General features: G+C 47.0%; 12 protein-coding genes. 7 read left to right on the plus strand and 5 right to left on the minus strand.

Annotation, left to right across the window (positions count from 1 at the left end; all coding sequences use genetic code 11):
• Positions 1–132: 132 nt before the first annotated feature.
• Both HHL16_RS03580 and HHL16_RS03585 read left to right on the plus strand, forming a co-directional pair.
• On the plus strand, positions 133–2613 hold the full coding sequence (locus HHL16_RS03580; protein WP_169423768.1) for a hypothetical protein: 2481 nt from the start codon (positions 133–135) through the stop codon (positions 2611–2613).
• Between the two features lie 110 nt (positions 2614–2723).
• Entirely contained in the window at positions 2724–2915 is a 192-nt protein-coding gene (locus HHL16_RS03585) for a YtxH domain-containing protein (RefSeq protein ID WP_169423769.1), read from the plus strand.
• 84 nt (positions 2916–2999) lie between these two features.
• Here HHL16_RS03585 and HHL16_RS03590 read toward each other — a convergent pair whose 3' ends face one another.
• From HHL16_RS03590 to HHL16_RS03600, 3 genes are read right to left on the minus strand one after another with little or no spacing between them, the layout of a single operon-like run.
• Positions 3000–4598: a T9SS type A sorting domain-containing protein gene (locus HHL16_RS03590; RefSeq protein WP_169423770.1), complete on the minus strand. Its 1599-nt coding sequence runs from the start codon at positions 4596–4598 to the stop codon at positions 3000–3002.
• Entirely contained in the window at positions 4598–5833 is a 1236-nt protein-coding gene (locus HHL16_RS03595; protein ID WP_169423771.1) for a hypothetical protein, read from the minus strand. Before HHL16_RS03595 ends, HHL16_RS03590 begins: the two co-directional genes overlap by 1 nt.
• Positions 5834–5860: 27 nt before the next feature.
• Positions 5861–7510 (minus strand): hypothetical protein, encoded by a 1650-nt coding sequence (locus HHL16_RS03600; RefSeq protein WP_169423772.1) that lies wholly within the window; start codon positions 7508–7510, stop codon positions 5861–5863.
• Between the two features lie 397 nt (positions 7511–7907).
• On the opposite strand from HHL16_RS03600, the gene HHL16_RS03605 reads away from it, so the two are divergent.
• Entirely contained in the window at positions 7908–8561 is a 654-nt protein-coding gene (locus tag HHL16_RS03605; RefSeq protein ID WP_169423773.1) for a DsbA family protein, read from the plus strand.
• 105 nt (positions 8562–8666) lie between these two features.
• Positions 8667–9332, plus strand: coding sequence for a DUF1579 domain-containing protein (locus HHL16_RS03610; RefSeq protein ID WP_169423774.1), 666 nt, complete (start codon positions 8667–8669; stop codon positions 9330–9332).
• 69 nt (positions 9333–9401) lie between these two features.
• Here the strand turns inward: HHL16_RS03610 and HHL16_RS03615 are convergent, their stop codons facing one another.
• Positions 9402–9797 (minus strand): DUF1761 domain-containing protein, encoded by a 396-nt coding sequence (locus tag HHL16_RS03615; protein ID WP_206022241.1) that lies wholly within the window; start codon positions 9795–9797, stop codon positions 9402–9404.
• Between the two features lie 131 nt (positions 9798–9928).
• Between HHL16_RS03615 and HHL16_RS03620 the strand changes: the two genes are divergently transcribed.
• Both HHL16_RS03620 and HHL16_RS03625 read left to right on the plus strand, forming a co-directional pair.
• Complete coding sequence (locus tag HHL16_RS03620) at positions 9929–11005, plus strand: histidine kinase (protein WP_346766821.1); 1077 nt, start codon at positions 9929–9931, stop codon at positions 11003–11005.
• Between the two features lies 1 nt (position 11006).
• Entirely contained in the window at positions 11007–11762 is a 756-nt protein-coding gene (locus HHL16_RS03625) for a LytTR family DNA-binding domain-containing protein (RefSeq protein WP_169423776.1), read from the plus strand.
• On the opposite strand, the gene HHL16_RS03630 is transcribed toward HHL16_RS03625, so the two are convergent.
• Positions 11763–12155 (minus strand): hypothetical protein, encoded by a 393-nt coding sequence (locus HHL16_RS03630; RefSeq protein WP_169423777.1) that lies wholly within the window; start codon positions 12153–12155, stop codon positions 11763–11765.
• Positions 12156–12474: 319 nt separating this feature from the next.
• Between HHL16_RS03630 and HHL16_RS03635 the strand changes: the two genes are divergently transcribed.
• Positions 12475–13125: a DUF5606 domain-containing protein gene (locus HHL16_RS03635; protein ID WP_169423778.1), complete on the plus strand. Its 651-nt coding sequence runs from the start codon at positions 12475–12477 to the stop codon at positions 13123–13125.
• Positions 13126–13130 lie beyond the last annotated feature (5 nt).

The following is a 13130-nucleotide window of genomic DNA, read 5'->3' on the forward strand; positions in this document are numbered from 1 at the left end:
GTTGATAATAACAGTAAACCGCATTCGTTTAGCAGGAAGTTTTAACAAGGTTATGATTAACTGATCTTAAACATTTACCCCAAATTCCGTCTAAACTTCATGTGGAATTCCCAAAACCTAAATTTACCCGGTATGAAGGTCCTTTATTCATTCCTTTGTGCGCTGGGGCTGGTTGCCATCATCCAGCCGGCGATGGCCCAGGGCTCCTGGCCTAAAACAGTAGCTACCAATGGCGCTACTGTCAAGATCTACGAATGGCAACCGGAATCATTCTCCGATAACACCCTCAAAGCCAGAGCAGCCATTTCTGTTACGGAATCCGGCAAGTCCGACCCGGTATTCGGGATGGCCTGGATCACCGCCACCACCGAAACATTCGGCAATCAGGTAATGGTGAAATCGGCTAATATCAACAGCATCAAACTTCCCGAAGACATCAAAGATGATCAGCTCGAAGAGATCAGCAACACCATTGAACAGCAGATAAAATTTCTGGGAATCAATTTCCAGCAAGATCAGCTGCAGCAGTCCCTGCAACTCAACACCCAGCAAAAGCAGCTCAGCTCTCAGATCAGCAACAAACCTCCCAAACTGATCTATTCCAATGCTCCATCGGTATTGGTGCTGATCGACGGAAAACCTGAGTTCAAAAGAAACGACAGCTGGGGTGTGGACGCCGTTGTAAACACACCGTTCACCATCGTAAAGAACAACGGAAACATCTATCTCTACGGCGGCAAACACTGGTACATGGCGCCCACCGTAAACGGACCATACAATATCACCAACAGCATCTCTCCCAACCTTCGCAAAATCGAAGAGGCGATGAAAAACGCCGACAAAGACTCCGACAACAACGAAGCAATGGAGCAGGATGAGAACACCATCTATAAAATTATCGTAAGCACCGAACCTGCCGAACTGGTACAGAGCCGTGGCGACGCCAATTTCTCACCGGTTGAGGGCACCAATCTGCTCTACGTTACCAACTCTGACGACGACATATTCATGGACATCAGCGGTCAGAATTACTATGTGCTTATTTCCGGTCGATGGTTCAAAAGTTCCAGCCTCAACGGTACCTGGAATTATGTGCCTGCAGACAACCTCCCTGCTGACTTCGCGCAGATCCGTGAAGGATCAACTAAAGACAATGTACTGGCCAGCGTTGCCGGTACCGATGCAGCCCAGGACGCTTTGCAGGAAGCACAGGTTCCTCAAACTGCCAAAGTAGAGCGTCAGAAAGCACGCGCGCAAATTGAGTACGATGGTACGCCTGAGTTCGAATCCATCGACGGTACCGATCTCATGTACGCCACCAATACCGGCGCTTCCGTTCTCAAATACAGAGGAAGATATTATTCTGTTGACAACGGTGTTTGGTTCGAGGCAGCCTATCCCACAGGACCCTGGGTGGTAGCCACTTCCAGACCTGTAAGTGTGGCGCTTATTCCTCCCAGTTATCCCGTGTATAACCTGAAATATGTGTACATCTACGATGTTTCGCCCGACTACGTGTACATGGGATATACGCCCGGTTACCTGAATGCATTCATCTACGGACCAACCATCGTATATGGCACAGGGTATTATTACCGTCCATGGCATCGTCATTATTATTATCCACGCCCTTCAACATGGGGATACCGTGTTAGGTACAATCCATGGGTAGGTTGGGGATTCGGCTTCAACTTCAATGCCGGATGGTTTAATGTAGGGGTTGGCTTTGGCAATTACTCTCCCTGGAATTACTGGAGTGGCGGTTGGTGGGGACCACGTTACTATCGCGCACCCTATTGCTACAGACCTTACAGCTACAGGCACTATGGCTATTACAGCAATCGTTATTACGATAGCAGAAGAACTTACATCACTCACGCCAATCACTACAACAATATCTACAATTATCGCAGAGATGTTGTGAGCAGAGACAATCGCCGCTACACTCCTGTGTATCGTGATAACAACTATCGAAGGGATTATACCAGCAACCCCGGCAGATATAATAACAACAATGGAATGAATCGTCCGGACAGAGGCCGCGATTACAACCGCGGCAACGATCCACGTTTCAATAACAATAATGGTCGTGGTAATATCGACAGAAGGTTCGATCGCACTAACAGAACCGACTGGCCTACCACGCGTAACAGAGACTGGAATTCGAGGCCCGACAGAACCTGGACCAATCCTAACAACAACAATAACAACAGAGGGGAAGACAGACCCGGCCGTATCAACAATCCTCGCGAAACACCCCCCGGAAATAACAACGGAAACAATAATGGTCGTCCGGAAAGAATCTACAATCCACGAAGCGAACGTAGAGATGAATCAACACCTGGCCGCAACTACGAACGCCCACGCACGGTAACACCTCCGTCGGGAAATCGTGAGCCGGTACGCAGAGAATATGAGCGTCCTGTTCAGCCACAACGCGACTACAATCGTGGTGGAAACGACAGACCCAACAGAAGTTATTCTCCACCGCAACGTGAGTCAGGACGCCAGTTCAGCCCTCCTGAACGCAGATCTGAACACCGCGAAGGCGGTGGTGGCGGAGGGGGTCGCTCAGGTGGAGGTGGCGAACGATCCAGACCTTCAAGGGCTTAGGTGCCATTGCGGCCATCTTCATGTCATTTTAATGTGAGTGATCCCGGTTGGCACAGAAATTGGCTACCTTACTTCAGAAATAAGTTCTATCACTCATAAAACAATACGTTATGAAAGCAAAGCATGTTGTTATTGGAATGGTAGCTGCTGCTGCAGTTGGCGCTATCGCAGGACTTTTGTTCGCTCCAAACAGTGGAAAAGACACCAGAAAGAAAATCAAAGATGCCGCAGGTGATCTGGCAGGCAAAGTGAAAAAAGGATTACGCAAAAATTCGCTCACAGGTGAAATGGAAGTGAATTAGCGCTTCGGCACTATTCATTCTGCATATATTTTTCATCATCATTATTCAGGGGCAGTATCAGCAATGGTGCTGCCCTTCGATATTTTAGTAAGGTTGAACTATCAGCTTCTTCGTTTCGAGTATTGCGCCGTTATTTCCAATGAAGGTAATCAGATAAGTGCCGGGTATGTAGAGTTGCATTTCTACCACTGTTCTTTCTCCCACCGCTTCTTCTCTCAGTTTTCTGCCGAGCATATCGGTAATGAGAATTGTTTTCACTACAGCCATTCCGCTGATGCCCACAAAGAATTGTCCACGTGTTGGATTAGGCCATAACATCAGGTGATAATCTCCGGGTTTGCCTTTCACCGAAACCATATTGGAATAAGCCCTTTCATCGCGCAGGTTCACCAGCAGCAGCCGGTAATAACTGATGCCTGCATAACTGTTGTTATCCATCATCATATAGTTGAGGTAATCGATGCTGGTGCCGTTGGGCGCTTTGGAAGCCACGGTATCGATATTATGAAATTCGCTTTCGTTGGATAATCTCCGCTGCACCACAAAATAATCCTGATCAATTTCAGGTTTGGTGGTCCAGTATACGCGAACCTTGTTCCAGTCTGTGCGGAAGGCATTCAGCAATACCTTTGTTTCTACCGGCAATGGTTTGTTGATGCCGGTGAATTTTGTGAAGAAAGATGCATTGCCGATCAATCCGTTCACTGTTCTGCTGTTCACACCTGCATCGGCAAGTGGTGGGCCGGTTGTGAGATAACCGGCAACAGGCAAGGTCTGTGGCATGGCTGTATCCCAGTACTGGCCGTTGTATCGTGAGATGTAAGTAGCTGATCTGCGTGTTTGGAAAAAGCTGCCTTCATCATTGATCAGGTGTTGTAAAAAGATATCTGCTTCATCCATGCCCGGACGATTGATCTTTCCGATCTCCCATGTTTTATTCACAGTGGAATCTTTCAGATTCATACCCGATGTAAGATCTGCTTTCACGCTATCGAATACGCTCATATAATAATCATCACCTGCGGTTGTTTTGCTTTGAATAGCTCCGGGCGTATAAGCATTGGGTTTAGATCCGATTGGAAAAACTACGGTTCCATCGGATGAAGTGATATTTTCTCTCAGCAATATTCCATTGCCGGGCAGGTTTGCCGTAACGAGGTATCTCGATGCATTATAGCCATTGATGATGCCGGGGTTGCCATTTCCTACTACCAGCACATTATTGCCGAGATAGAATAATCCTCCGGAAAATTTCAGTTCTGAAAGAATCTTAGCACTGCTTCCGGTGAGCTGCATTCCGAATGGATTCAACAGCTCCAGCTTTGAAAATGCTGACCCCGTGCGTGTTACAGCGTTGAACCCCGCAAAAAGTGTTTGGAGTTCGGAGTCGCTGATGAAGCGGATCCACCCCCCTGTTCCGTTAACGCCGTCACCACTGTTGCTTTCGTCGGTGATCAGTGCGCTGCTGCTATTCTCCCAGTGTTTGCCTTTGAAGTTCACCACGGCGGGTTTGCCAATGCCGAGTTTTCCTTCATTCAATACATTGGAAAAAATGGTAGCGCTGTCTCCGGTGAAAAAGATACGGGCCGATGGAGGAACATAAAAACCAGTCTGCGCCCATATTGCAGCCTGGCAGAGCAGCAATATCAGCAGCAGAAAAATATGTCTGGTTAGTGGCTTCATCAGAATTCTGTGATAGTAATATAAACCGGAGTGGCGGCAGAGAACGTTGCCGTACTCGTTCCATAGTTATGAATCCGGACTTTTACCTGATATGTACTGCCGTTCAGCAGCAGACGCGCAAAGGCTACTCCACAGTTGGCAGGAAGATCTTGCCCGAACGAAACACTAACAGTGGCCTGTGTTGATGTGGGGGCATTTGCCGCAGGAACGTTAAATACATAATCAGTAGTTGGCACTCCCGGCGCATAGGAAACACCCAGTATCACAAGTGATGCCGCAGGAATGCTGGAGTTTGCCGGAATGCTTCCTGCAAAACTGATCTGGTTCTTATTCACATTGCCTTTCGCTCCCAGTTTGAATGTGCCGTTCACGTCTGCCTTTGCTGCGGGCGAAGTAGTGGCTACGCCTACGTTTCCTGCGGATGTAATGCGCATAGCTTCATTCGCAGCCTGCGTACCACCGGTAAGAAACAGAATGCTTTTGGTAGTATTGTTATTCGCAATGTAAAGATCATTGCCTGCACCAAGCAGGTAAGCATCGTTCGCTTGCCCTGTTCCGATATTGTTGGAAGGACTAACCACCCATCCTGAGCCATTGATACCGATATTCACAAAATTCGTGGTCTCGGTACCGTTATTAGCCGTGGCAACAATATCCGAACTTGCTTTGGCACTGCTCGCCTGATTCTGAATATTGATCTGAAAATAATTATTGATGCTCCCCTTCGCATACAAAGCATTCACGGAAGTGGTTGAGCCTGCATTGATCAGCAGTTTCTCCGGATAAGTAGCATCGAAACTGGTTGCTCCGATGGCCACATTGCCGGCACTGGAAATGCGCATCCGTTCTGCATTGTTGGTGTAGATGGGCAGATCAAAATTATCGAGGTTGCCGAGTATTTTGATGCTTCCGTTGCTGTTGCCTGCTGTACTCCAGGCATTGGCTGCTGCAGATTTTCCTGACGCGATGGGTTGCCATGCGCTGTTGATTCTGATCATCAGCTGATTGGTTGGTGTGAAATAAATCACTGTCCCATCCGGCGGCGTATAGGTATTGATGGCCACCGTGTCGGATAGCCTGGTAAACAGCAGTCCCTGATTGCTGCTGCTCAACTCCAGCACCGCCGCGCGTGTAAGCGTAGTGGGATTTGTGCCCAGCTTCAGTTGCTGTGCCACCAATGTGCAGCACCAGCATAACAGGAATGTACCCGTTATCACATACCGCTTCTGTATCATAGGAATGGAGCTTTTACCTCAGTCAAATTACTTTTTGATGATGAACCAGTTGCTGCCATCGGTTTGGATGGTAACAAATGTCCAGTCGTTGTAAATGATGTAATTGGTTCCACCATCGATGGTGGCTGAGGTTGGTGTAATGGTCAGCGCATTGTCTATTCCGCCATTGCCTATCTTTTTGATAGTATAAATCCTGCCCGTGAGCCCGGAAGGTGCAGGCAAGGTGAGTGTGATGGCTCCGCTGCTGGTATTGGCCAATACAGTATTGTCGGTTCCAGTGATAGAGCCGCTGCTGGTGGTTGTGCGGATACCCATAGATAACGAGCCTGTAAGCTGTGTGGTAGAATTGGCGTTGCCGTTGCTTCCTACTATCAGTGAAGTGGCAGCCTTGGTACTATCCTGAAAGGTTTTTGTACCTGCTATGGTTTGAGCCGTATGCGTTACTACACCTCTCGCTGTTGGGCTGGCATCCGGAACATTTAGCAGGATGCTGTCTGTGCCGTTGGTAGTTACCAGCAGATCAGTTCCTGAATTCCGGAATGCAATCTTCTGTGCCGAATCTCTGTTGCCATTGATGCTTCGTATGGCATTTCCGAAGGCTGACGCACTCACCTGTCTTTTCTGTACAAGTCCATTGGTTACTACCAGTACAGAATCCGCCGTTGAGTTGGTGGCGAGATTGTTCAGCGTGGTGTTTCCGTTTACAGTAAGGTTGTTGTTGAATGTTTTGTCGCCGCCGAATGTTTGTGCGGTGGCTGTTACGATACCAGGGTTGGTAGCATCAGCAGGATGCAGCACCAGCTGCCTCGTTCCCGCACCGGTACTATCGATATGCGCACCATTTACATTGGGTACAGTGGCTACTGCGCCGATGGTGATGGTCTGCACCGCGCTCTGGATCTTATTCCAGTCGGCCAGTGTGAGAAACCCGTATGGCTTGGTAGCAGATGATCCGTTCTGCACCGGCAGATTGATGGCAATGGTACTGTCTGCCACCCTGTTCTCTACCTGCACGGTATCCGTTACAGTGCTGGGTTGCGCGGTAAGACTGAGCGTCTGCTTCTGAATGCCGTTGATTGCGCGAATGGCATTGTCGAATGTGGAAGACGAAATGGTCCTTTTCAAAACCGATCCGTCGTTGGCAATCACCAATACTTCGAGTTCATTGGTGCCTGCCGGCAGGTTTTGCAGTTTCACTGTTCCGTCTACATTCAGTTTGGCTGTAGGATTGTTGGTGCCGATACCAACATTGCCCGCAGCGTCTACACGTAAACGTTCTGCATTGTTGGTTCGCACTACCAGCGGTTGTCCGTCGATTGTTCCGATAAAGTTTGTGGTGGGATTGGTTCCCGTGTTACCTGTGAGGCTCCAGTTGGCTGTAGCAGAGCCAAGATCGGCAATTTTTACCCAGCTGCCGTTGCTGCGCAGACGAAGACTTTTGTCGGGATTGAGATAAATGATCATCCCGTCTGGTGGGTTCAACAAATTGATTGCAGCCGTATCAGCCAGTCGCGGCAGCAGCAAACCCTGTCTGGTGCTTTCCAGCTCCAGAATACTTGATTTCTGAATTGAAGTGGGATTGTCGCCGATCTTAAGCTGTGCGGTTGCAAGGGTTGAACATCCGACAAGTGCCATAAGGGTGAGCACATGCCGCCAGAAGTAGAGTTTTGGCTTCATAAGATGATGCTTTTCGGGATATGGAAATTGATTGTCGATATATAGTTACGAAGAAAAATATCTCAAATGAAATTTTTCGCGCAGGTATAAACGCTTTTTTTAAAACTGTTTAGATATATCAAATATTTGTGAAACAAATACCCGAAACGGTTCAGATTGAGGAAATAATGCCCCTTATCATTGTGCAGACTCTTTGACTCAGATCAACAAAAAGTTAAACAGAAAATCCGGAGGGTTTTTGAACAGACACTAACAGAAATATATAAGCGATAATATTTTTACCATATCCATGTTATCGGTTTTCAGGTCATAACATCCTCCCCAAAATGTCCCTCCATGCTTACCTTTTGGTTAGCTGAGACATACGCCCCACACATTTTCGTATTTTTGCATCCTTATGTTTACAATCTACTATTGCTACGACGCCTACTGCGGATGGTGCTACGGATTCAGCCCTGTTATCAGCAAGCTGGCAGACACCTATAAAGACAAGATCCATTTTGAAGTACTCTCCGGTGGAATGATCCTCCCCGAAGAACCACGCCACATCGGCGTTACAGCCGGATACATTGCCAACGCCTACAAAGTGGTGGAAGAAAGAACCGGCATCAAATTCGGAGAAGACTGGCTCTGGCATATCCTCAATCCCAACGAAAGCGACTGGTTCCCCAACTCGCTGAAGCCTGCCATTGCGCTCTGCATCTTCAAAGAATATTATCCCGATCAGCAGGTAGCATTCGCATCCGATCTTCAATACGCCCTTCATATGGAAGGCCGCGATCTCACCGATAACGAAGCCTACAGGCATCTGCTCGAAAAATACCAGATCCCTGCGGAAGACTTCTACACCAAACTGAAAAGTGATACCTACAAAGAGAAGGCACAGTACGAATTCGCACTCTGCAAACAATTGCAGGTAACAGGTTTCCCCGCCGTGCTGATGCAGGTTTCAGACGCTAAATTCTATCTCGTTTCCCGCGGGTACTCAGATTATGAAACATTGCATCAGAGAGTTGAAGCTATTATTAAGGAAGTATCTGAGCAAAATTAAACAGGCTGGCTTGGTCTGCCCGATTCGCCGGTTCATCCCGGTATAATCCTTGTGGCTATTGATTTTGGTAATTATTAAGTAAATTACTTTAAAATTATTTGCCATATGAAAAAGATAGCTTTGGCCCTCGGCGTTCTCTCCTTTTTAGCAGTTGCCTGCAATAACGCAGCGAATGAAAAGAAAACGGACAGCGCCTCAAAAACAGACACATCGTCTTCAACACCGATTGCAGCTTCTGGTACCGAAACTCCCCCTCCTCCCATGGACAAAGATGCCATGATGAAGGCATGGGAAGCAGCGAAGACTCCCGGCGATAATCATAAGTTATTAGCCAATCTCAATGGCACATGGGAGAACGAAATGACCATGTGGGAAAGTCCGGACAAACCGCCTACCACCAGCAAGGCAACCAGCGTTGATAAAATGATCCTTGGTGGCCGCTACCAGCAAGCAACATTCACCGGCACTTTCATGGGTCAGCCATTTGAAGGCATCAGCATTTTCGGGTATGACAATACAAAGAAGAAATTTGTAAATACCTGGATCGACAATGGAGGAACCGGTATCATGTACCTCGAAGGTGATTACGATCCTGCTACAAAATCCTTCACCATGACGGGAACTATGAAAGAACCCATGAGTGGACAGGATTGCCATCATCGTCAGGTTTTCACCATCACCGACGACAAACACACCACCATGGAAATGTACGCTACCATGCCTGGTCAGAAAGAAATGAAAATGTTTGAAATAAAATCAACGAAGAAATAACAGCTGATCAGAAAATACCACAGGCAGGCCTAAACGCCTGCCTTTTTTTATTGGAAGAAGAACCCGGTATCAGCGCCATGCGCCGATGATAGCGCCCATCAATGCAGAAGCCAGTATGCAATAACCGCCATTGATAAAAATATGACGGGAAGATTTCATTTCAAATAAACCGATCACTGCCACAAATGCAAACACACCAACACCTGTTCCGCAACCTGCTAGAACACCTTCCAGCAATCGCATCGATTGTTGTGCTCCTTCGATATGCGATACAGGATCTGCCAGCAGCATGCCCATATTGGAGGCAACTATCAGACTAAGCACAAAAGACCATCCGAAGATTCTGCCTTTATTGCTCTTTCGCAGTTCTTCGATGGTAAGATGATTCTCTTTCATCCAAACCCGGCCAAACAGGGCAGGCGAATACCAGATGCCTCCCATCACCAGCGCAGAAATACCGGCCACAAGCACCGCTAACCAATTTACTGAATGCACTATCATCATTTCTTATTTTTGTAGTCAAATAATTCCTGCGGGTCAACAGTACTTCGAATCTATTTCACTAATTTTTACGCAACAATTCAAACAGCACCGGAGTGGAAAAAGAGGCGACGAATACAAAGAGAGCGGAGACGAAAACTCCCGTAAACATGCGGGTGAACGATATTGGCTTCCGGCTGGTACTGGTTCCCTTCTTTGGTATTCTCATTCCACTGATAGCTAACCTGGTCGATCACACCAAATTCACACACTGGCAGATTAAACTGAGTTATCTCTACACTATCGGTTTATCATTACTGATATGGGAAGGAAACCGCTATCTGTTGTTTACACTCCGAAGTTATTTCAACTGGTTCAACAAACCTTTACGTAAAGTGATTGTGCTGATTCTCGCAGCATCTTTCTTTACCATTCCGGTGAGTGTGTTGTTGCTCATCACCTGGTATCAGATCTTTATGCATGGCATTGTAAACTGGAGTGTGATCACAGAATCAACGCTGATCATCATGATATCAGTGCTGTTTATTGTTCATGTGTACGAAACTGTTTTTCTGGTGAAAGAATCTGAAAGTGAAATGGTGAAGAATGCACAATTGCATCAGGCGAAAGCAGAAGCTGAACTCGAAGCATTGCGCAATCAGATCGACCCGCATTTTATTTTCAATTCGCTCAATACATTGTCGCACCTGATAGAAGAGAAGCCGCAAAAGGCCCGGCAGTTCAACGACAACCTGGCGGATGTATACCGATACATCCTGCAAAGCAAAAGAAGAGAATTAGTATTGCTTCGCGAAGAATTGAACTTCCTGAATGATTACTTTTACCTCCTGCAGATCAGGTTTGAAGATGCCGTGCAATTGGTGGTGACCATTCCGGAAGAGGATGCAGATCAGTTTCTGATTCCTCCCATCTCATTGCAGGTGCTGGCAGAGAATGCCATCAAGCACAATGAGTTTTCAGCATCTTTTCCGTTGACCATCGAAGTTGAAATGCAGCATGGATGGCTGATTGTGCGAAACCCTATCAGAAAGAAACTGCTGCGCAAACCTTCTTCGAAGATCGGTTTGGCCAATCTGCAGGAACGATACAAACTCACCACTAACCGGCAAGTGATCATCGAAGAAGAAAATGATCATTTTGTGGTTCGACTGCCGGTGCTAAAAATCACGTGATATGACAGTTATTATTGTTGAAGACGAAAAACCCGCAGCGGAAAAACTGGTAAAGGCACTGGCCGCTTTCGATCCGTCGATACAGGTAGCAGCCATACTTGCAACCATTAAAGAAACAGTGAGCTGGCTGCATCAGAACCCGGTACCGGAGCTGATCTTCATGGACATCGAACTTACAGACGGATTATCGTTCCGCATATTCGAAAAAGTAAGCATCAGTTGTCCGGTTGTGTTTGTAACTGCTTACGACGAATACTGGCAGGAAGCATTCGAACATAACAGTATCGACTACCTGCTGAAACCAGTGAAGCAGGAAAAGCTCGAAGCAGCCATGAAGAAGCACGATAAAGTGAAGCAGTATTTTGCAGCCAATTACCAGAATCTGGTTAACTGGCCAACCACCAATCCTGCGGGGAGTTATAAAAAACGATTTCTCGTAAAACGCGGAACCGATTACCAGAGCATCCGCACAGAAGACATCGCTTATTTCTATGCGGCGCATAAACTGGTTTGCCTGGTAGATGCGAAGGGACAGAAATTTATTCTCGATCAGTCGCTCAGCGATATCGAAAGTCAGTTAGACCCTGCTCTCTTCTATCGCGTGAACAGAAAGTATCTGCTCAACATGAGTGCCATCAAGAGAATAAAATCCTATCCCAAAAGCAAGTTGCTGCTCGAAGTGGAGCCGCCACTTCACGAAGAAGTGATCATCAGTCAGGAGAATGTAAGTGCATTCAAATCCTGGATGGGGCAATAGTTATTGTCCGCCACCACCTCTGCCGCCACGTTGCGGACGCATGGCTGGTTCTATTTCTTCTTTCCATTTTTTGAACTGATCGTCTGTGAAGATCTTTTTCAGTTCATCATCGCGATCGCTGCTCAGTTTCATCATTTTTTCGCGCATTTGCGAGCGGTCTCCGCCTCCGTTCCGCATTTCTTCAAACATCTTATCGCGGTCTTTGAAGTAATGGGTGAGCGCTGTGTCGGTTTTGACGGTCTGATCTTTGTCGAGACTCAGCGGCGCCAGTTTTTCCAGTACCAGTTTCACATTCTCTTCAACGGTACGGCGTTGCATGCCGCCACCCTGTGCCTTTACCACCATTGTAGCAGACAGCATAACAGCTGCCATCAGCAGGAAGATCTTTTTCATTGCATGAATGATTTAAGTTGAAATGATAAAACCCGATCAATTGGATGCCGGCTTCCGCAAAAAACCTGCGCAGGGTTTTGTTATTCACCCAATCGGCTTTTTTTGACGGGGAGAAGCTTACTCAGTTTAACCGGTTACCCTTGAACAGCTGCGCTTTTTCGGAGGGCCGCAGAATAATGGATCAGACCCGCTTTCGGGCCGGCAGCATTTCAGCGGATCTTTCCCTGATTTAGCCCTGCGTGCAAAGTGCCGCGAAGATTTGGGCAGGTTTTCCGGATTTTCGGATTATCTTGCATATCCTTTAAAAAACATGGTTGATATGGAATATGGAAAAATCGTATCGGTAACAGGGTTACCCGGATTGTTTGAATTAGTAAGCAGCAAAAATGACGGGGCCATCGTTCGGTCACTGGAAGACAAAACCACAAAGTTCGTTTCCAGCCGGATCCACAATTTTTCCCACCTGGAAAGCATTGAAATTTATACCGTTCGCGACAACGTAAACCTGGTGGAAGTTTTCACTGCTATGAGCAATGGCGGAGACAAACTCCCCGACGGTAAAGATGCCGGCGCACTTAAAAAATATTTTGAGACTGTATTCCCTGATCTCGACTTCGAGCGCGTGTATTCCAGCGACATGAAGAAGATCGTGAAATGGTTCACCATTCTCAAAGGCGCTAATGTTGAAATCAAACTCAGAGAGTTTGAAGAAGAGCCAGTTGAAGAAACTGTAGAGGTTGCCGAAGCGCCAGCTGAAGAAAAACCTAAGAAAGCTGCAAAGCCAGCTGCCAAAAAAGAAAAGGCTGCTGAAGAAGGTGCGGAAGCAACAGAAGAAAAGCCTAAAAAGAAAGCCGCTCCAAAAGCGAAAAAAGAAGAAGGTGCTGAAGGCGAAGAAAAGCCAAAAGCTGCCAAAAAGAAGGCTGCTCCTGCTTCTGATGCTGAAAAAGCAGAGAAGAAAGCAAAAAAATAATGTTA

It is taken from the genome of Pseudoflavitalea sp. G-6-1-2 (assembly GCF_012927185.1).
GTDB lineage: Bacteria > Bacteroidota > Bacteroidia > Chitinophagales > Chitinophagaceae > Pseudobacter.

Bases quoted from the DNA above. Each gene is read 5' to 3' on its own strand.
- HHL16_RS03605 (WP_169423773.1), top strand. From the start codon at position 7,908: ATGTTTACAATCTACTATTGCTACGACGCCTACTGCGGATGGTGCTAC.
- HHL16_RS03580 (WP_169423768.1), top strand. From the start codon at position 133: ATGAAGGTCCTTTATTCATTCCTTTGTGCGCTGGGGCTGGTTGCCATC.
- HHL16_RS03635 (WP_169423778.1), top strand. From the start codon at position 12,475: ATGGAATATGGAAAAATCGTATCGGTAACAGGGTTACCCGGATTGTTT.
- HHL16_RS03630 (WP_169423777.1), bottom strand. From the start codon at position 12,155: ATGAAAAAGATCTTCCTGCTGATGGCAGCTGTTATGCTGTCTGCTACA.
- HHL16_RS03590 (WP_169423770.1), bottom strand. From the start codon at position 4,598: ATGAAGCCACTAACCAGACATATTTTTCTGCTGCTGATATTGCTGCTC.
- HHL16_RS03625 (WP_169423776.1), top strand. From the start codon at position 11,007: ATGACAGTTATTATTGTTGAAGACGAAAAACCCGCAGCGGAAAAACTG.
- HHL16_RS03595 (WP_169423771.1), bottom strand. From the start codon at position 5,833: ATGATACAGAAGCGGTATGTGATAACGGGTACATTCCTGTTATGCTGG.
- HHL16_RS03600 (WP_169423772.1), bottom strand. From the start codon at position 7,510: ATGAAGCCAAAACTCTACTTCTGGCGGCATGTGCTCACCCTTATGGCA.
- HHL16_RS03610 (WP_169423774.1), top strand. From the start codon at position 8,667: ATGAAAAAGATAGCTTTGGCCCTCGGCGTTCTCTCCTTTTTAGCAGTT.
- HHL16_RS03585 (WP_169423769.1), top strand. From the start codon at position 2,724: ATGAAAGCAAAGCATGTTGTTATTGGAATGGTAGCTGCTGCTGCAGTT.